Raw genomic sequence first — 21,158 nt, 5'->3', positions numbered from 1 at the left:
CCTACGCTACCAAAATTAATTTGTATTCATAAAAAAAGAGGCCCCATGTGAGACCTCTTGTGTAATTAATTATTTTTTAGAAAACCTATTTGTAAATCACGCCAAATTTAGCAGCTACTGCTTTTGCTTCTGGCACCATGGCTTTTAAATTTGCGATACGGGTAGCATCAGAGGGGTGTGTACTCAACATTTCGGGTGGTGCTTGACCTCCTGAATTGGACGACATACGTGTCCAAAACGCAATGGACTCATCTGGATTATATCCTGCAATCGCCATCAAAATCAAACCTATTTTATCGGCTTCGGTTTCATGGCTACGACTAAAAGGAAGCATCACTCCTACTTGAGAACCAATTCCGTAGTACTGTTGCCACATTTGCTGTTTTTCGGCAGTTTGACTTCCTGTAGCTACAGCAACTCCTACTGCTCCTAAACTTTGTAACTGAGAAGCACTCATACGTTGTGCCCCGTGATTAGCCAATGCATGTGCTACTTCGTGCCCCATAACAGTGGCCAAACCTGCATCATTTTTAGCAATAGGCATAATTCCAGTATAAACTACAATTTTACCTCCTGGCATACACCAAGCGTTGACATCTTTACTTTCGATTAATTTGTATTCCCAGCGATAATCATTTAAGTAAGCGGTTTGCCCCAATGAAGCCAAATACCTTTCGGCGGCTCCTTTGATTTTTACTCCTACTGTTTCCACACGCTTTGCATCTGTTGTTCCTGAAACGACTTTATTTTCTTTCAAAAAATCACCATACTGCTGAAATGAAGAAGGAAACAATTCGCTATTTGAAACAAAGTTTAATGTCTTTTTACCTGTCAGTGGATTGGTTGCACAAGACAACATGAATCCTACAACCCCAAAACCTATAATTATATTCTTTTTCATCTTTTTAATTTTTTAACAAAAATAAGCAATTGTATTAAAACCCTGTAATATGTAATACTCTAAATTCTTTTTCTACCACTAAATAATGTTCTTTATTCAAGGTCACTTCATCAAAATGGAGTGCCTCATTATTGATTTCGATCTTTTTAACTTTAAACGGCAATCCTATTAAATTTATTTTGTACTTGGAATAATCCGTTTGATACTTCCCTTCTTTATGGAGTTGGATAATCAACTCATTGGCTTTTCCTTTTACTTGAAAGGTCAAAAAGCTGTACCTGCCTTTTTTATAATCGTAGCCATCTTGTGCATCTTCGTACACAACTGATTTCTCAATTCCTTCTTTATAATACAAATCCAAAACTAGCGTATCAAAGGATAATTCGCCCACATATTGCTGTACGGGATATTTCGGAATTACGGCACCTGCTTTCACAAACAGCGGAATTTCATCAAATTTGGAATCGACCCACATCTCTTTTCCTCCATTCACCATTTTATGTGTCCAGTAATTATACCATTGCCCTCTAGGTACATACATTCGTCGTCCGATGGAATTAGGTTCTAAAATAGGACAAACTAAAATTTGATTACCAAATATAAATTCATCATTACGATAATGCGTCTGAATGTCCTCTTGGTCAAAATAGAACAGCGGTTTCAGCATAGGCAAACCTTCTTCAATATACTGCCAAAACATTGTATAGAGATACGGCAATAATTGGTAACGCAGGTTGATGAATTTTCGCGTAATATCAAGGACTTCTTCGTCAAATGCCCAGGGTTCCTGATGGCCGTGATCCCCTGAGGAATGAGTCCGACAAAAAGGATGAAATACGCCTAACTGAATCCAACGGGCATACAATTCCCCTGAAGGTTGTTCTGCAAAACCTCCTATATCTGAACCGGTGAACCCCATCCCGGACAAATTCAAACGCTGCACTTGAATATTGGCTATCCATAAATGCTCCCAAGTAGCTACATTATCTCCTGTCCATGAAGACGTATAGCGTTGCGCACCAGCATAAGCGGAGCGGGTAATTACAAAGGGTCTTTTGGGATACGCAAACCGTTTCATCCCGTGATAGGTTGCTCTAGCCATTTGGGTTCCGTAAATGTTATGTGCTTTGCGATGGCTACAAGGATTACCATCGTAATCATGTCTTACATCCATAGGAAACGTTTTATTAGGCACTTCCATAACGGCAGGTTCGTTCATATCGTTCCAAACTCCTTTGACTCCAATATCTGCTACCAATTCTTTAAATAATCCTGCCCACCAGTCTCTAACTTCGGGATTTGTGAAATCAGGAAAATTGCATTCCCCAGGCCAAACCTTTCCTTTCATGTAAGGTCCATCGGCTCTTTTACAAAAAAAGTCTTTTGATAATGCTTCTTGATATATCGCATATTCTTTATCAATTTTGATGCCTGGGTCAATGATTACAACCGTTTTAAAACCATCAGCTGCCAACTCTGCTACCATGCGTTTGGGGTCAGGAAAATGGTTTTTATCCCAAGTAAAACATCTAAAACCATCCATATAATCGATGTCCAAATAAATGGCATCACATGGAATTTTTAATTTTCTAAATTGGGCGGTAATTTCTTTTACATTACGCTCTGGAAAATAACTCCATTTGCATTGATGGTATCCTAAGGTCCACAGAGGAGGCAATTCGGGTTTACCAGTCAAATCAGTATAGGAACTGACTACTTCTTGCATTTTTGGACCGTAAATAAAGTAGTAATTCATCTCACCTCCTTCTGCCCAAAAACTCGTTACATTCCTGCGTTCGTGGCAAAAATCAAAATAAGTCCTGAACGTATTATCAAAAAAGATTCCATACGCTTTTTTGTGGTGCAAACCAATATAGAAAGGAACTACTTTGTACAAAGGTTCTTGGTCTTTTTGATAAGCATATTGGTCGGTGGCAAAATTTTCTAATTTTTTCCCTTTCAAATTCATCTGAGTTGCCTTGTCCCCTAAACCGTAAAAACATTCACCTTCGTTTGAAGCTTTACTCATTTTTACGATGTTTCCACCATATTCATAGCTTTCCTCCCAATGAAAACCCAATTCGTCTTCCAAAATGACATTTTCGTTCAAATCAAAAAGAGCAACTCTCAGGTCTATTTTTTGAATTTTACAAATAACTTTACTCGTTCGTATTTTATAATGGGTAGTTTCCTCGGTTACTTCTAGAAAATTATATCCGTGAGAATGATTTCTGTCGATAGCATACGAAAAATCATTACTAAAATAACCTTTAGTGGTGTATCTAAAACGCAACATACTATCTCTGAGAATGGTGAGTTTTAAAATCACATTATTATCTGTGTAAAAATAAACCGAATCTACTTCATGTTCGTACGAAATTATTTTAGAAGGATATAAATCTCCTTTGAATTCCAATTCAGTATTTGTAATCATTCGCTATATAATTTTAAGACCTATTTATTTGCATTCAAATTTACAACATTTCAGAGGCACGGTTTTCTGTATTCTTATTTAATTAACCTTATAATCAACCTTACTTAATGTTATAAAAGACTGCCGTTTTGATAATGACAATAAACAAAAACCACAAACTCACGAATAACCAAAATTAAATCGTGAATTCGTGGCTTTAATAAATTTATTTGGACTAACTGCGTTCCGTTGTCCAAATTGTTTTGTATTAAAGAAATTTTTATTTCATCAACCGAAATTAAAAAAATCAGTTTAACGCAACACTTTTACTGAATTAACTAATTTTAAAAACAACTACTGCCAATGGTGGCAACGTCAATTCAGCCGAATAATCTCTTCCATCATAAGGAGAAGCTTCAATGCTTATTTTTTCTAGATTTGCCACACCGCTTCCGTTATAAGCTACGGCATCACTGTTGAATATCTCAATTAATTTTCCTTTTCGAGGTAAGCCTATTCGATAATTTTTACGCACTACCTGTGTAAAATTACACACCACAATAAGGTTCTCTTTAGGTTCATTTCCTTTTCGAATATAAGACATCACCGCATTTTGATGATCGGAATAATTAATCCACTCAAATCCTTCAGGGCTAAACTGTTTTTCGTACAAGGCAGGCTCTGATTTGTATAATTTATTTAAGTCGGTTATTACGTTTTTGATACCATTATGCACTGGATATTGCAACAAATGCCAATCCAAACTGGTTTGGAAATTCCATTCAGCACTTTGACCAAATTCGCCCCCCATAAACAATAACTTTGTGCCCGGATGCGTGAACATGTACCCATAAAGCAACCTTAAGTTGGCAAATTTTTGCCACTCATCTCCTGGCATTCTTCCGGCAATAGAACATTTTCCATAGACTACCTCATCATGAGACAATGGCAACATAAAGTTTTCAGAAAACACATACGTCATCGAGAAAGTCAAATCATTTTGATGGTATTTACGATACACAGTTTCTTTTTTGAAATATTGTAAGGTATCATGCATCCAGCCCATCATCCATTTCATCCCAAATCCTAAACCGCCCACAAACGTAGGTCGGGAAACCATAGGGAAAGAAGTACTTTCTTCGGCAATGGTTTGCACACCTTCAAAATTTGAATACACAGCTTCATTAAATTCTTTTAAGAAACTAATGGTATCTAAATTTTCTCTTCCACCAAATTCATTTGGTTCCCATTCTCCATCTTTTCTGGAATAATCCAAATACAACATAGAAGCTACAGCATCCACACGCAATGCATCAATATGATAATGTTGCATCCAGAAAATCGCATTACTAATCAAAAATGAACGCACTTCATTTCGTCCATAATTGAATACCAAACTTTTCCAATCGGGATGATACCCTTTTCTACGGTCGGGATGTTCGTATAAATGAGAACCATCAAAAAATCCTAATCCATGAGCATCATCAGGAAAATGCGAAGGAACCCAATCCAATATCACTCCTATACCCGCTTGATGCAATTTATCAACCAAAGTCATAAATTCTTGTGGATTTCCAAAACGAGACGTAGGTGCAAAATAGCCTACCAATTGATACCCCCACGAAGGATCATAGGGATATTCCATAACTGGCATAAATTCGACATGGGTAAATCCTGTTTCTTTGACATAATTCACTAAATCTTCGGCAAATTCTAGGTAAGTCAAAAAACGATTGTCTTCAGCATGGCGTTTCCACGAACCTAAATGTACCTCATACACAGAAAAAGGTTTGTCCAGACTATTATGGTCTTTTCTGGATTTCATCCATTTAGAGTCCTTCCATTTGTAATCCAAATCCCAAACTACAGAAGCAGTATGAGGGGGTTTTTCACAATAAAAAGCAAACGGATCCGCTTTTTCAGTAATCAATCCGCCATTATTGGATTGAATTTTATATTTATAAGTTAGTCCTTTGTCAATATTAGGAATGAATCCTTCCCAAATACCTGAGGAATCCCAACGTACTTGTAGCGGGTGCTCTCCTTGAATCCAATAATTAAAATCTCCAACCACAGATACCGAACGAGCTGTAGGTGCCCAAACGGCAAAATACACTCCTTTTACACCATCGACTTCAATAAGATGTGCTCCTAATTTTTCATACAACCGGTAATGTTTTCCCGCTTTAAATAAATTGATGTCAAAGTCCGAAAAAAGAGAATATGTTTGTACTTTATTCATTTTATAGTTTGTTTAACTTAGTTATTTTTTAGAAACTAATTGTGTAGCTAATTAATTTCTTATTGTTGAATTTTGAACAAATGGAAAGGCAAATCAGGACTTAATTCAACAAAATTCCACTCCTTATCCCATAAGTAACTATTACCTGTAATTAAATCCACAATATGTACCGGATTGATGCCTATTTCTTCAATAGGCAATCGTACCGTAGCTTGTTGTGTATGGTGTGCATCCAAACTTACCACCATCAATGTTTTATTTTGACGGTCATCATCAAACTTATAATAGGCCATAATTTGCTCATTATCGGTATGGCAAAAAATGATATTATTGGTTTGTTGCAACGAAGCTTGTTCTTTACGGATACCATTAATTTTAGTAATCAGTCGGGTTAATTTGTTTTGAATGTTCCAATCCCATTTGTGTACTTCGTATTTTTCTGAATTTAAATATTCTTCTTTTCCTGGCGCTAATGGTGCGCAAACCATATATTCAAATACAGGTCCATAAATCCCTATGTTTGAACTTAATGTAGCTGCCAAAAAGTATTTTTGCAAATGAGTTGATTCATTGCCGCTTTGCAATGCAAATGGATTGATATCAGGTGTATTGGGCCAAAAATTAGGTCTATAAAACTCTTTTTGTTCGGATTGTGTAAGTTCGGTAACATATTCTGTTAATTCCGCTTTTGAATTTCGCCACGTGAAATAAGTATAGGATTGACTAAAACCTTGTTTGGCCAATTCATTCATAATTTTAGGTCGTGTAAAGGCCTCTGCTAGAAACAATACATCAGGATGTTTTTTCTTAATTTTCGCAATCAACCAACCCCAAAAATAAAATGGTTTGGTATGCGGGTTATCGACTCTAAAAACTTTAATGTTGCATTCTTCAATCCAAAACAAAGCCACATCTAACAATTCTTTCCACAAGTTTTTCCAATCACCACTTTCAAAATAAATGGGTTGAATGTCTTGGTATTTCTTTGGTGGATTTTCGGCATATTGCACTGTACCATCAGGCCTCCATTTGAACCATTGTGGAAAATCTTTTACATAAGGATGGTCTGGAGCGGCTTGTAAGGCATAATCCATAGCCACTTCAATTCCCCAATCTTGTGCTTTTTTTACCAATTGCTTAAAATCTTCTATCGTACCTAACTCTGGATGTGTCGATTTGTGGCCTCCGTGTACTGAGCCAATTCCCCAAGGAGAGCCTACATCGCCATATTCAGCGTGAGTGGCATTGTTTTTACCTTTTCTATTTACCTCACCAATGGGATGAATGGGTGGAAAATACAAGGTATCAAATCCCATTTGAGCTACTCTAGGCAGTAAACGCTCACAATCTTTGAAAGTACCGTGTTTTCCGTCTTCTTCGGACGCTGATCTTGGAAAAAATTCGTACCAAGTACTAAACAACGCTTTCTTTCTATCCACATACACTTTTAATTCTTGCGATTGATTGGCTAAAAACCGAGTAGGATATTTTTTAAATATAGTCGTTAGTTTATTGGAAGTTGCTTCCGAAATGGCGTTCTCATATTCCGATTCATTTTGAAAAAGGAATTCCAAGTGTTTTAAATACTCGCGTTCTTCTTGAGTGGCTTCGTCCAGAATTGTTTTGACATACTCTGCTCCTTCAAGTAATTCTGATTTTACGTATTGATTATCGTGAATTTTACGCTCTGTTCCATGCTGCCAATTTAAAGCATAATCAACCCAACCTTCTACAAAATAACTGTAATTACCTTGTTTTTCAACTTTAAATTCCGCGAACCATTCATCATTAACAGTCGAAGTCATGCGCACTTCTTTCCATTTTTTTTCAGATTCGTGTTTGTATTTCACACAAGCTTCAATAACATCATGCCCATCTGAAAAAACAGCTGCTGTTACTCTTACTGTTTGACCTACAATTCTTTTTATTGCGAATGCACCACCATCTAATTGAGGTAAAACATTTTCGATTATAATTCGGGTTTGATTTTGCATGTTATAAATGTATTGCTATTCTAATTTTATAATTTACTTCATTAATTGGTCAGTTGTTATTTGATAACAAAATTGTCTGGTAATACAACGCCTTTTTTAATAACCACAATCCCTTCTTTGACAGCATACAACTCATTAGAAGTATTTTCTAAATGGGGACCACCATTGATATGAACATCATTTCCTATGCGGCAATTTTTATCAATCAATGCATTTTTGATGAAACATCTTTCGCCTATTCCTATCAATATTTTGTTATTTGAGGCATCCTTTTCCATTTGTTCAATACTTTGATAAAAATCATTACCCATTACATAACAATTTTGAATCACCGATTCTTTTCCTATTCGAGAACGAATACCAATCACTGATTTTTTTATTTCTTTTGCATTCAAAATACATCCTTCAGAAATCAATGAACGATCAATCGTTGTGTTTTGAAATTTAGAAGGCGGCAATAATCTAGGTCTTGTGTAGATTTTATTATCATTATCAAATAAATTAAATTGAGGAACATCGTCAGTCAAACCAATATTAGCTTCAAAAAAAGAATCGATATTACCAATATCTGTCCAATATCCTTCGTATTGATAACTTAATACTTTGTTTTTTTGAACAGCTTGAGGGATGATTTCTTTTCCAAAATCTTTTGTATCGGGATTCTTCATTAAATCGACTAACAAGTCTTTGTTAAAAATGTAAATACCCATCGATGCAAGATAATGCTTCCCTTCGGCTTTCATTTGCTCACTTACATCCGAAGTCCAATCTGGCAATAATTCTTTGGCTGGTTTTTCAATAAAAGACTCGATAAAACTATCATTATTGGTTTTTAAAATTCCAAACTCAGGGGCATCCTTATCGTTTACAGGCAAAGTAGCAATAGAGATTTCAGCTTCTTTTTGGATGTGAGCTTCAATCATTTCGTTTAGATCCATTTGGTACAATTGATCTCCCGAAAGAATTAACGCATAATCAAAGTCATGATTTAAAAAGTGTGGCATGCATTGTCTTACCGCATCAGCAGTACCTTGGAACCAAGTTGGGTTGTCAGGTGTTTGCTCTGCAGCAAGAATATCAACGAAAGCTTGACTGAAGGCACTAAATACATAGGTGTTTTTAATATGTGCATTTAAAGAAGCCGAGTTGAATTGCGTCAATACAAACATTCTATAAATATCCGAATTCATACAGTTCGAAATAGGAATATCCACTAATCGGTATTTACCACCAATAGGTACTGCTGGTTTTGACCTGCTTTCTGTTAATGGATATAATCTTGAACCTTGTCCGCCGCCTAGAATAATTGCAATCACATTTTTTCTCTTCGCTTTCATCTTTTACTTTATTATTAAATTATACATTTCTAAATATTCTTTATAAGCCTTCTCCCAAGAGTGATTCAGCATCATTCCTGATTCTATGATTGCTATTCTTTCATTTTTTTTATGAAACAGTTCAACAGCTCTATCTTTTGCCAGTAGCATGTCTTCTACAGACGCTTGATTAAAGCCTATTCCAAATCCTTTTTCATCAATATCAATGACGGTATCTTTTAGTCCTCCTGTATTACGCACTACTGGAATTGCTCCATAACGATAAGCATACATTTGATTTAATCCACAAGATTCCACTCTTGATGGCATGAGCAAAAAATCAGTTCCCGCATACATTAAATGAGCCATATCTTCATTGAAACCAATATATACATTATAGTGTCCTGAATAATCGGCTACTAACTCCTGCAATTGTTTTTCAATCCCAACATTTCCTGAGCCTAATATAAGAATATTAATTTCTCTTTCCTTTTCTGACAATGATTTTTTTACAAATTCATAGAGTAAGTCGGCTCCTTTTTCATCATACAACCTTCCAATGTAACTTATCAAGGGTTTATGGACATCCAAATCAAACATTTTGCATAGTTTTTCCTTGTTTTTTTGCTTTCCCATTTCGCAAGTAGCTACGGAATAATTAAACTCAATTTTTGAATCTGTTTCAGGATTCCAAACCACAGTATCTATGCCGTTTAAAATTCCTCTGGATTTATATTTCACTTGATTAAACAACATTTCTAATCCGTTTCCTGAATAGCAAATTTCGTTTAAATAATTGGGAGAAACAGTGGTAATCGCGCGAGCACAACGCAGGCCTGCTGCCATCGAATTGATACAGCCGTTCCATTGCAAAATATCTGTTTTAGACAAATCATATTCAGGAAAATAATGCAACTTATCAAACCCAAATTGCCCTTGATACAAGGCATTATGAACCGTTAAGAGAGTTGGTATATCTTTCAAAGCAACATACTTTTTCCCATAGTTTAATAAAAACGGAATCAAAGCCGTGTGATGGTCATGGCAATTGATAACTGTTGGTTTTGTATCTACGGTGAGCAACCAGTCCAAAAAAGCTTTTTGAAAAGACACAAAACGCTCAATATCGTCTTTATAGCCATATATTTCTGCTCTATCAAATAATTCTGGAATTGCAATTAAATAAAGTTGGTACCCTAAATCATTGTTAATGCCTTTCAATACTGAAAAGGGAAAATTAAATTGGCCTAACGCCACGTGCGACCAAAAAACTGTTTCAAACTCATTTTCTTTAATAAAATTAGTTTCATAACAAGGAATCACCACATTTACTGTGTGCTTTTGTTCTTGTTGGTATTTTGCCAATGCCCCAACAACATCAGCCAAACCTCCTACTTTGGCAGCAGGATAACTTTCTGCACTAATATGAAATAGCTCCATTAATTACTATTTATTACGCTCTTTGATTATTATATTTTCAAATGACTATTTAAAATATTATAGTTATTTTTATGTTTTTCTAAATTTAGTAAAAAAAAAGTCAAATAAAAGTTTTGCCAAAAATTTAATAGTATCATAAAAAAAACAACCTTTACTTAATATAATGCTATATTTATAGGGCTGTTTTGTAAACACCATGCAACGAATGATAGTATTAAGCTTGTAATAACGAATCCCTTCGTTATGAAGATAATATTATTTTAGGGTTGAAATTGGCATTATAGAAATTATAACACCTGAATTTGATAATTTAGAAAAACAACTCTTTAATTCTTATCAATAAAAAAAGTACTTATGAAATATCCCGTTGAAAAAACAGAAGAAGAATGGAAAGAAATTCTAGGAGAAAAAAAATACCATATTTTACGCCAAAAAGGAACAGAGTACCCTCATACCGGAGAATATAATTTGCATTTTGAAAATGGTACCTATTGCTGTGCAGGTTGTAACGAACCTTTGTTTGAAAGTGATTCCAAGTTTAAGGCACATTGCGGTTGGCCATCTTTTGACCAAGCCATTCCTGGAAAAGTAAAAAATGTTTTAGACAAAAGCCATGGTATGATTCGCACCGAAATAGTGTGTGCCAATTGCGGAGGTCATTTGGGGCATGTATTTAATGATGGTCCTACTGCCACAGGAGAACGTTTTTGTGTAAACTCTTTGTCCATTACTTTTAAAGACCAAGAATAAACAATTATCTCAATAAAAATAAGCTGCTTTAAAATGCCTTTAAAACAGCTTATTTGATTCACCTCCTATTTAAGGATATAAAAACTACTGTATTCTTATTCTGCTTCATTCAGTAATCCATATACTTGATTGGCAATTTCCAATTCTTCGTTGGTAGGAATTACCAAAATTTTAGTTTTTGCGTTGGGTGCATTAATTTCTCTTATTTCTTTGGAACGTAAATCATTTTTTGCGTCATCTAGTTCTAATCCGAAAAACTCCATATTTGTACAAACTGATTTTCGGATGTACGAAGAATTCTCTCCTATACCAGCAGTAAAAACTATCGCATCCAATCCATTCATTACGGCTGTATAAGCGCCAATGTATTTTTGAATACGGTACACATTCATCGCTAAAGCTAATTGACATTCTTTGTTTCCATTAGATGCCTCGGCCTCAATATCTCTTAAATCACTGTAGCCCGTAAGCCCTAACATACCACTTTTTTTCAACAAAATAGCATTAACCTCATCCATAGAATACCCTAGCGTATTGACCATATAAAAAACAACCGATTGATCAATATCGCCACAACGTGTTCCCATAATCAGACCATTAGAAGGAGCAAAACCCATTGAATGATCAATACTTTTTCCGTCTTGTATGGCAGTTATGCTGCAACCGTTTCCTAAGTGTATGCAAATTATTTTGGCTTTTTTATCCAAATAGGCAATCGCTTGTTCCGAAACATATTTATGACTGGTACCATGAAAACCGTACAGTCTTATTTTATGTTCTTCCAATAACGCATTAGGAATAGCGTATTTATGTGCAATCACGGGAATAGTTTGATGAAAAGCGGTGTCAAATACTACTACCTGTTTGGCTTGAGGAAAAATAGCTTCAGCAACTACAATTCCTTCTAAATTTGCTGGATTGTGTAAGGGTGCCAATGCCGAAAGTTCCTTAATTTCATTCTTAACATCAGCGGTTACTTCAACCGTTTCCGAAAAAACAGCTCCACCATGCACCACACGATGTCCTACAGCAGCAATCTCGTCTTTCGACTTAATAACGCCTACTTTTTCGTCCATCAAAAACTGCGCTATTTTTTCTAAACCCATTTTATGAGTTGGAATAGGCACTGTTTCTTCTATAACATTTACGGTTGTTTTATAGGTAAAATTAGAAGTTTCTAAACCTATTCTATCAATCATTCCGGAACAAATCACCGTTCTTTCAGGCATACTCATTAATTGGTATTTTATTGAAGAACTACCCGAATTTATAATTACTATTTTCATTTCTGTTTTTTGAGTTGTTAAGGTGTTGAGTTTCTAAGTTTCTAAGCAACTTAGTACCTCGGTAACTTTATTAAATCTATAATCCTTGAGCCTGTATCGCTGTAATCACCACTGTATTGATAATATCATCTACCGTACAACCACGACTTAAATCATTAACTGGTTTATTAAGCCCTTGTAACATAGGCCCTATAGCCAAAGCGCCTGTCTCTCTTTGTACCGCTTTATAGGTATTGTTACCCGTATTCAAATCAGGAAAAATTAGCACACTCGCCTGCCCTGCAACTTCTGAATTAGGCATCTTACTTTGCCCGACACTCTTATCAACTGCCGCATCATATTGAATAGGACCTTCAATTTTCAAATCGGGACGTTTGGCACGAACAATTTCTGTTGCTTGACGAACTTTATCCACCTCATTTCCTTTACCTGACGAACCAGAGGAATAGGATAACATAGCCACTTTGGGTTCGATTCCAAAAGCCAAACTCGTATCTGCGGAAGAAATAGCAATCTCGGCCAATTGTTCTGCTGTGGGATTTGGATTAATTGCGCAATCCCCAAAAACAGAAACACGATCTTCCAAACACATGAAAAACACTGAGGAAACTACAGAAGACTCTGGTTTGGTCTTAATGAATTGCAACGCAGGCAAAATAGTATGTTGGGTTGTATGTGCTGCCCCTGATACCATTCCGTCAGCATGCCCTTTATAAACCATCATGGTTCCAAAATACGAAACATCTTCCATCAAATCCATCGCCATCCGTAACGTAACATTTTTAGTTTTTCTCAATTCATAATACGTTGCAGCATACTCCTCATAATGTGGGGATTCAATCGGGTTTATAATTCTTATTTTATCAAAATCAAAAGAAATACCCAGTTCGTTAACCTTATTCTCTATTTGGCGTCGGTTTCCTATAATAGTAATATCTACCACATCTATAGTCAATAATCGAGAAGCTGCAATGATAATTCGTTCGTCTGAACCTTCCGGTAACACAATATGTTTGCGATGGCTTTTGGCTCTTTTAACCAAGTTATACTGAAACATTTTGGGTGTCATACCCTCAGCTTCAAAAGCACTTAACTTATCAGCCAATTCATCCACCGCCATATATTTTTCGAAAGTAGCGATTGAGGTTTCAATTTTTTGCTTGTTGTCAGCATATATTTTGGCATTAATACTACCAATTTTATTTGTTATCATATACGTACCCTCGTTGACACTAATAATAGGCACTACACTAGTCAAGCCTTCAATTAACTTTAAAATACTTTCTTCAGGCAATATGTTTCCAGTCAAAATAATTCCTGAAACTGAAGGATAATTTGCCGATTCATTTGCTTGTAAAGCCCCTAAAATGATATCAGCACGGTCACCTGGTGTGATAACCAATCCTTTTTCTTTTAAATGCACTAAATAGTTGCGCAGTTGCATGGCTCCTACACTGAAGCTTCCTACCTCATTGTTCAAATATTCCTGACCAAAAAGGACTTCGGCATCTAATGTTTCGATAATTTCTTTGACTGTTGGATTCTTTAAACTTGGAATAAGTGGAATTGAATTTACCAAAACCGAAGAAGGCAAACAGGCCTTTAATCCATTAATAGCAACTTCTAAATTCTCAGGCTGCACTTTATTGGCTACCACTGCTAAAACATCAACTTCCTTCACTTTAAAAGAATCATAAGCAAGATACAAACTGTCAACAAATTCTTCCAATGTTTTCCCTACACCTGTACTCACGATAATAGCTGGAATACCTAAATTCTTAGCTATTAATACATTCATATCCAATTCGATTACAGTTCCCTCACCACTAAAGCTGGTCCCTTCAACCAATACAAAATCAAATTGCTCTTCGAGACGTTTGAATTTTTCAATAATTAAATCCAAAACCTCTCCTATTTTTCCGCTATTTTTTTTCTTAATCAATTTGCTTTTGGTAATGGCATAAGCATCCTCAAAAGCAATATCCAGGTTAAAATGAGAAATGACGGTTTCAATATGATTGTCTAATTTACCATCTTTAAAATCTTCTATAATGGGTCTAAAATAACCTACCTTGGCTGTTTTGCCAATCAGCATGCTCATTAATCCCAAAGTAATAATGGATTTACCACTGTTTTTTTCGCTTGTCGCTATATAAATTGCTTTATTCATCTATTAATTGATTTTCAAAACCATTTCCTTTTTTTAAAATAATAAATCATCAGCAACCCAATGACTACCATAAATCCGATAACGATATAATACCCGTCATGGTATTTCAATTCGGGCATATTTTCAAAATTCATCCCATATACTCCTACAATAAATGTCAGCGGAATAAAAATCGCAGAAATCACGGTTAAGGTTTTCATGATTTCATTCATCTTATGTGCTTGAGAAGAAAAAAAGAAATTAGAGGCACTTTCTAATATACCCATATCCGATTCTATTTGTTCTAATAACTCTAAACTTTTTTGATACAAACGAGTAAAATAATTGTAGGTATCTGGTTCAATAATCAAAAAAGAGGTTTCATTTTTTAGGCTTTTGATAGCCAATAACGAATCCCTTAAGGGCACGATGGACCTTTTTAAAAAATTAAAATTATCGCGGTGTTTTTCAATACTTACTAAAATTTCTGGGTTTGAACTTGTTTTGGACTGCGCTATCAATGCTTCTACTTTATCCTCCTCATTCTCTATAGTGATGTAAAAATTTTCCATTACAGCATCTAAAAGAAGGTACAACAGGTAATCTGTTTTCTCAGAACGGACATTTCCTGTTTTGGTTCGAATTCGCTCTCTGATGTGAGTAAAAAAATCGCTTCTTTTTTCTTGAAACGAAATTAAAATGCCTTCTTTTAAAATAAAACTAATTTGTTCCACATTAATGCTATCCGATTGTTCAGTTGGCAGTAATGATTTGATATTAAAAAACAACACCGAAGGAAGTTGTTCTAATTTAGTCCGCCTTGAAGTATTTAAGATATCCGAAAGGATAAAATGATCTATTTGAAAAAAACTACCTATGCCTTGAATGAGTTCTATGTTATTCAATCCATGAAGATTAAGCCAATTATTTTTTGAAGGCGTTATCTTTTTTAAATCCTCAAGTGTAAAATCAGGATACTCTTTAAAATACGAATCATCATAAATAAACAACTGCATTTGAGATTCAAATTGTTTATGCTTACCCGTATATTCCAAAGCATTGGGTTGAATTTTTCGTACTTTTCTAAACTTAATTTTTCGCATCCAAAATTATATTTACAGTAATATTACAAAAAAGATTTAAAACTTTGACCTTTGGCATTGTTGTGTACCAAAGAATAACATTACAATATCGTTTTGTTTTTATTTTTTTCAAAAGTACAGTCAATTAAATTTTGCACACATGAGAAAAATCATGTTTTCTATTTTTTTAAACAAAAAAAACCGAGCCATTTCTGACTCGGTTCTTATTCATTATTTAGTAAAGATGTAATGTATTACACCTCTCTACGTAATTATTTTACTTCTTCGAATTCAACGTCTTCTACGTTGTCTCCTTGCGCTTGCTCACCTTGTGATTGAGGAGCCTCTTGTCCTTGTTCACCTTGAGCATACATTGCTTCAGTAGCTTTTTTCCAAGCAGCGTTGATGTTGTCAAGAGCAGTTTGAATCGCTGGAATGTCTTGAGATTGGTGAGCCATTCTCAATTCGGTTAAAGCGTACTCAACAGCTACTTTATTTTCATCAGACAATTTATCTCCTAACTCTTTCAATTGAGATTCAGTTTGGAAGATCATAGAATCAGCTTCGTTTAATTTTTCAGCTTTTTCTCTTGCTTGTCTATCAGCATCAGCATTTGCTTCAGCGTCTTGTTTCATTCTTTCGATTTCCTCAGCTGTTAAACCAGAAGAAGCTTCGATACGGATATCGTGAGATTTTCCAGTTCCTTTATCTGTTGCAGATACTTTGATGATACCGTTAGCATCAATATCGAAAGATACTTCGATTTGAGGAACTCCTCTAGGTGCTGGTGGAATACCATCTAAGTGGAAACGACCGATTGTTTTGTTATCTGCAGCCATTGCTCTTGCTCCTTGCAGTACGTGGATTTCAACAGATGGTTGAGAATCAGCAGCAGTAGAGAATACTTGAGATTTTTTAGTTGGGATAGTTGTGTTAGCCTCGATAAGAGTTGTCATTACACCACCCATAGTTTCGATACCTAAAGCAAGAGGTGTAACGTCAAGTAACAATACATCTTTTACATCTCCAGAAAGTACACCACCTTGGATAGCAGCACCAATAGCTACAACCTCATCAGGGTTAACTCCTTTAGATGCTTTTTTACCGAAGAATTTCTCTACTTCTTCAACGATTCTTGGGATACGAGTAGAACCTCCTACAAGGATTACTTCGTCAATATCAGATGTAGATAAACCTGCATCTTTCAACGCTCTAGCAACTGGTGCCATAGAACGTTTTACTAGTGAATCTGCTAATTGTTCAAATTTAGAACGAGATAATTTTTTCACTAAGTGTTTTGGTCCTGAAGCTGTAGCAGTTACGTATGGCAAGTTGATTTCTGTTTCAGCAGAAGCAGATAATTCAATTTTTGCTTTTTCAGCAGCTTCTTTGATACGTTGTAATGACATTGGGTCTAAACGCAAGTCAATTCCTTCCTCAGCTTTGAATTCATCAGCCAACCAGTCAATAATAACTTGGTCAAAATCGTCTCCTCCTAAGTGAGTATCTCCATTTGTAGATAATACTTCGAAAACTCCGTCTCCTAATTCCAAAACAGAGATATCAAAAGTTCCACCACCTAAATCGTAAACAGCAATTTTTTGATCCGTTCCTTTTTTGTCTAATCCATAAGCCAATGCAGCAGCAGTAGGCTCATTGATGATACGCATTACTTTAAGACCAGCAATTTCTCCAGCTTCTTTAGTAGCTTGACGTTGTGCATCGTTAAAGTATGCAGGAACAGTAATAACTGCTTCAGTTACTGTTTGACCTAAATAGTCTTCAGCAGTTTTTTTCATTTTTTGAAGTGTCATAGCTGACAATTCTTGAGCAGTATATAAACGACCATCAATATCCACACGTGGTGTATTGTTATCTCCTTTTACTACTGAATAAGGAACTCTTTTAGCTTCTTCTGAAACTTCGCTAAATCCTTGTCCCATAAAACGTTTGATAGAAGCAATAGTCTTAGTTGGATTAGTTACTGCTTGTCTTTTTGCAGGGTCACCTACTTTAATTTCTCCACCTTCAACAAAAGCGATGATAGATGGCGTTGTTCTTTTTCCTTCTGCGTTAGGAATTACAACTGCTTCATTACCTTCCATTACAGAAACACAAGAGTTGGTAGTACCTAAATCAATTCCGATTATTTTACCCATTTTTACTATATTTAATTTTTATTATATATTCGTTTTAATAACTTGGTGACTTTAAAGCAATCTTTGTGCCAACAAAAAACCGCTCTTGAAATTGTCAGTTTTTGTTAAAATGGCGCAAAATCCACTGACAAGTTGACATTTTTTAATGCCTGACAACACTCTTTAAGTACAACCCTTTTTATCCTTACAAAAGTAAAACAGCTTTTAACTTAATAATTCAAACAAACACCAATAGTAACACTAAACTTTCTATCTCTTAATGTTTACTTTAACTTATAGCCACAGTTGCAATAACATTAATAGTAGAACATTTTAAATTTATCAGCCATTGCCAATTCAAATTTAAACTATATTTGATTTAAAAAAAAAGAACAATCATGTTTACAATAAAGCAAATTAAAGCCGCACATGACAAGGTGCAAACTGGCGCCGATTTCCCCAAATACATTAGCGATTTAATACAATTAGGAGTAAAAAGTTATACGACTGTTGTAGAGGATGGCAGTGTTGTGTATACTGGCGCTGACGGATTCGAAGTAAGTACTGAAAAAAAATACACTCCTTTAACCGTTTCTCCATTAGCCAACAAAGAACGCTTCATTGAATTTCTAGTAATGCACCAAGACGGACAAACGGACTACTTCAGTTTTTGCAATCATGCGGCCCAATGCGGCATTGCCAAGTGGGAAGTGGATATTGTTAAAATGAATTGTACTTATTATGATAGCGCTCACCATCCTATTCTAATTGAGAATATTCCCTTATAACTTTCCCTTGCAGTAATACCTTTCAAAATAAATCATCATTGATTCGTAGTATTCGATTTGAAAACTACGAATCATTTTTGTATATTTACTGTAAGCCTCATTAGGGAATGACAAACAAAATCTAATCCTTTCTAACATGACTTCCTTTTGCAAAAAATTATCCTTCCGTTGGTCAGACCTTGACCCCAATTTCCACGTGAGACATAGTGTTTATTATGATTTTGGCGCACAACATCGTATCGAAATATTAGAAAGTTTAGGACTCACAATGAAAGTATTTCAGGCCTTACATTTTGGTCCCGTCATATTTAGAGAAGAATGTGTTTTTAGAAGAGAAATTAACTTATCTGATTCGATTGCAATACATACCAAAGTGAGCAAAATGAAACCAGATTCTTCTCGATGGACTATCGTTCATGAACTGCGCAACGACGAAGACCAACTTGCAGCAACCATTACAGTTGACGGCGCTTGGATGGATACCAAACTTAGGAAACTGGTCAATCCAACTCCCAAAGCAGTTTTAGATGCTTTATCTATTTTCCCTAAAAGCGAAGATTTTACAACACTATAATTACGTAGTACTATTAAATTTTATTCTGTGATTTTGAGTTCAACTCGATTTTACCGCACCTAAAAAAATACTCATTTAAAATAAAGATACTAACCCTTAAAAATATATTTATGGAATCCACTATTCAATTTGTCCATTCTGACAGAAATAAAACAGCCGAACATATTGTAACCAAAAAACTTGATTCACTTACCAACCACTTTGATTGGGTTATCAGAGCAAGTGTCATATTCAAGGAAGAAAAAGATTCTCATGGAAAAGGAAAAATATGTGAAATTACCTTAAGTTGTCCTGGTCCACGAATTTTTGCCACTTCAAATGAAACTTCTTTTGAAATTGCTGCTGCTGAAACCGTAAAAGATATCGAAACGCAATTGAACAAAAGAAAAAGCGAAATGAAAACTCATTAACACAAGGAATCACTTGTTTTTTTTATCATTTATAAATTAAATCAACTTACTTAAATTTAAGTTATAAGCTAAATGGATGCGATGAAAGTCAAATCCATTTTTTTGTATCGTAAGCTATTGTTTTACTACTTTTACACCACTGAAAAAAAATTACTATGTCAACAGCAAAAAAAGATTACAAAAGAATAACGACCAAGTCATTAATCGATATGAAAGCGCAAGGAGAAAAAATCTCGATGCTCACAGCCTATGATTACACCATGGCTAAAATTGTTGACACAGCTGGAGTAGATGTAATTTTAGTAGGTGATTCTGCTTCGAATGTAATGGCAGGACATGAAACCACCTTACCTATTACTTTAGACCAAATGATTTACCATGCGTCTTCAGTGGTACGCGCTATCGAAAGAGCTTTAGTAGTAGTTGATTTGCCTTTTGGGAGTTACCAATCAGACCCTAAAGAAGCACTACGTTCAGCCATTAGAATTATGAAAGAAAGTGGCGGCCATGCTGTAAAATTAGAAGGAGGAAAAGAAATAAAAGACTCAATAAAAAAAATTCTTAATGCTGGAATTCCTGTCATGGGACATTTAGGCTTAACCCCTCAATCGATTTACAAATTTGGAACCTATACTGTAAGAGCGAAAGAAGAACAAGAAGCTGAAAAATTGATGGAAGACGCTAAAATTTTGGAAAAATTAGGGTGCTTTGCTATCGTTTTGGAAAAAATACCTGCACATCTCGCCGAAAAAGTAGCAAAAAGTATTTCTATTCCTGTCATTGGTATTGGTGCAGGAAGCAGTGTAGATGGTCAGGTGCTTGTTATTCATGATATGTTAGGAATGAATAACGAATTCAGTCCTCGATTTTTACGTCGTTATATGAATTTATATGAAGGCATGACCTCTGCTATAGGTCAATATGTGGCTGACGTAAAATCACTTGATTTCCCTAACGAAAAAGAACAGTATTAAATTGAAAATACTATCCAACAAAGACAACCTACAAGTCCTTCATGAAGACAACCATATTATTGTCATCAACAAACGTGTAGGTGATATTGTCCAAGGAGACAAAACGGGCGACAAACCTTTATCGGACATCGTCAAAGAATATATTAAAGTAAAATACAACAAACCAGGCGAAGTATTCTTAGGAGTAGTACATCGTTTGGACCGCCCCACCTCAGGAATTGTTGTTTTTGCTCGTACAAGCAAAGCTCTTAGCCGACTCAATGAGTTATTTAAAAATAGAGAGACTCAAAAAACCTATTGGGCGGTGGTAAAGAACAAACCTCCAAAACCCCAAGATAAATTGGTTCATTTTTTAAAAAGAAATGAAAAGAACAACACTTCCAAAGCCCATTTAAAAGAAGTCCCTGAAAGCAAACTAGCCAGTTTAGACTACACTATAATCAAGGAATTGACGAATTATTTTGTTCTAGAAATCAATTTACATACAGGCAGACACCATCAAATTAGAGCACAACTTGCCGCTATAGGCTGTCCTATAAAAGGGGACCTCAAATACGGTTTTGACCGAAGCAATCCCGATGGAGGCATTCATTTGCATGCACAAAAATTAACATTTACACATCCTGTAAGTAAAGAAAACTTAACTTTAATTGCACAAACACCTAATGATAGTATTTGGAATGCTATTTAAAAAAAAAGTG

The 21,158-nt window shown here is 35.3% G+C and carries 16 protein-coding genes; 6 read left to right on the top strand and 10 right to left on the bottom strand.

The features are described from left to right. Positions 1–85 precede the first annotated feature (85 nt). The 6 genes from K5R64_RS07015 to K5R64_RS06990 form a co-directional block, all read right to left on the bottom strand. The gene (locus tag K5R64_RS07015) at positions 86–901 is read right to left on the bottom strand and encodes a M48 family metallopeptidase (protein WP_220762173.1); all 816 of its coding nucleotides are present in this window, start codon (positions 899–901) and stop codon (positions 86–88) included. A gap of 34 nt (positions 902–935) precedes the next feature. After that, positions 936–3,335 carry a glycoside hydrolase family 31 protein gene (locus tag K5R64_RS07010; RefSeq protein ID WP_220762171.1) on the bottom strand — a complete coding sequence of 800 codons (2,400 nt, stop codon included), beginning with the start codon at positions 3,333–3,335 and terminating at the stop codon, positions 936–938. A 313-nt stretch (positions 3,336–3,648) separates the two neighbouring features. Further along, a complete protein-coding gene (gene glgB, locus K5R64_RS07005; protein WP_220762169.1) occupies positions 3,649–5,556 on the bottom strand; it encodes a 1,4-alpha-glucan branching protein GlgB in 1,908 nt (635 codons plus the stop codon). Positions 5,557–5,615: 59 nt separating this feature from the next. Beyond that, on the bottom strand, positions 5,616–7,550 hold the full coding sequence (locus tag K5R64_RS07000; RefSeq protein WP_220762167.1) for an alpha-1,4-glucan--maltose-1-phosphate maltosyltransferase: 1,935 nt from the start codon (positions 7,548–7,550) through the stop codon (positions 5,616–5,618). Positions 7,551–7,606: 56 nt separating this feature from the next. Continuing rightward, a complete protein-coding gene (locus tag K5R64_RS06995) occupies positions 7,607–8,887 on the bottom strand; it encodes a glucose-1-phosphate adenylyltransferase (protein WP_220762165.1) in 1,281 nt (426 codons plus the stop codon). Between the two features lie 3 nt (positions 8,888–8,890). Next, positions 8,891–10,306, bottom strand: coding sequence for a glycogen synthase (locus tag K5R64_RS06990; protein WP_220762163.1), 1,416 nt, complete (start codon positions 10,304–10,306; stop codon positions 8,891–8,893). Between the two features lie 354 nt (positions 10,307–10,660). On the opposite strand from K5R64_RS06990, the gene msrB reads away from it, so the two are divergent. After that, positions 10,661–11,056 (top strand): peptide-methionine (R)-S-oxide reductase MsrB, encoded by a 396-nt coding sequence (gene msrB / locus K5R64_RS06985; protein ID WP_220762161.1) that lies wholly within the window; start codon positions 10,661–10,663, stop codon positions 11,054–11,056. A 95-nt stretch (positions 11,057–11,151) separates the two neighbouring features. Here the strand turns inward: msrB and K5R64_RS06980 are convergent, their stop codons facing one another. The 4 genes from K5R64_RS06980 to dnaK form a co-directional block, all read right to left on the bottom strand. After that, entirely contained in the window at positions 11,152–12,342 is a 1,191-nt protein-coding gene (locus K5R64_RS06980; RefSeq protein ID WP_220762159.1) for an acetate/propionate family kinase, read from the bottom strand. A 76-nt stretch (positions 12,343–12,418) separates the two neighbouring features. Further along, positions 12,419–14,512 (bottom strand): phosphate acetyltransferase, encoded by a 2,094-nt coding sequence (gene pta, locus K5R64_RS06975; RefSeq protein WP_220762157.1) that lies wholly within the window; start codon positions 14,510–14,512, stop codon positions 12,419–12,421. A 14-nt stretch (positions 14,513–14,526) separates the two neighbouring features. Next, positions 14,527–15,594, bottom strand: a complete 1,068-nt coding sequence (gene corA, locus K5R64_RS06970) for a magnesium/cobalt transporter CorA (RefSeq protein ID WP_220762154.1) — start codon at positions 15,592–15,594, stop codon at positions 14,527–14,529. Positions 15,595–15,845: 251 nt separating this feature from the next. Continuing rightward, positions 15,846–17,732, bottom strand: a complete 1,887-nt coding sequence (dnaK, locus tag K5R64_RS06965) for a molecular chaperone DnaK (RefSeq protein WP_220762152.1) — start codon at positions 17,730–17,732, stop codon at positions 15,846–15,848. A gap of 377 nt (positions 17,733–18,109) precedes the next feature. Here dnaK and K5R64_RS06960 point away from each other — a divergent pair, with 377 nt between their 5' ends. From K5R64_RS06960 to K5R64_RS06940, 5 genes are all read left to right on the top strand, one after another. Next, positions 18,110–18,499 carry a DUF1398 domain-containing protein gene (locus tag K5R64_RS06960; protein WP_220762149.1) on the top strand — a complete coding sequence of 130 codons (390 nt, stop codon included), beginning with the start codon at positions 18,110–18,112 and terminating at the stop codon, positions 18,497–18,499. Positions 18,500–18,635: 136 nt separating this feature from the next. Beyond that, positions 18,636–19,073, top strand: coding sequence for a thioesterase family protein (locus tag K5R64_RS06955; protein ID WP_220762147.1), 438 nt, complete (start codon positions 18,636–18,638; stop codon positions 19,071–19,073). Positions 19,074–19,183: 110 nt separating this feature from the next. Beyond that, complete coding sequence (locus K5R64_RS06950) at positions 19,184–19,483, top strand: HPF/RaiA family ribosome-associated protein (RefSeq protein ID WP_220762146.1); 300 nt, start codon at positions 19,184–19,186, stop codon at positions 19,481–19,483. 155 nt (positions 19,484–19,638) lie between these two features. Then, positions 19,639–20,457 (top strand): 3-methyl-2-oxobutanoate hydroxymethyltransferase, encoded by an 819-nt coding sequence (gene panB, locus K5R64_RS06945; protein ID WP_220762144.1) that lies wholly within the window; start codon positions 19,639–19,641, stop codon positions 20,455–20,457. Position 20,458: 1 nt separating this feature from the next. Further along, positions 20,459–21,148, top strand: a complete 690-nt coding sequence (locus K5R64_RS06940) for an RluA family pseudouridine synthase (protein ID WP_220762142.1) — start codon at positions 20,459–20,461, stop codon at positions 21,146–21,148. Positions 21,149–21,158 lie beyond the last annotated feature (10 nt).

The organism is Flavobacterium sp. UMI-01 (assembly GCF_019656315.1).
GTDB lineage: Bacteria > Bacteroidota > Bacteroidia > Flavobacteriales > Flavobacteriaceae > Flavobacterium.
Note: the sequence above shows the minus strand (reverse complement) of the source record. Positions and strands in the feature narration are given on the sequence as shown.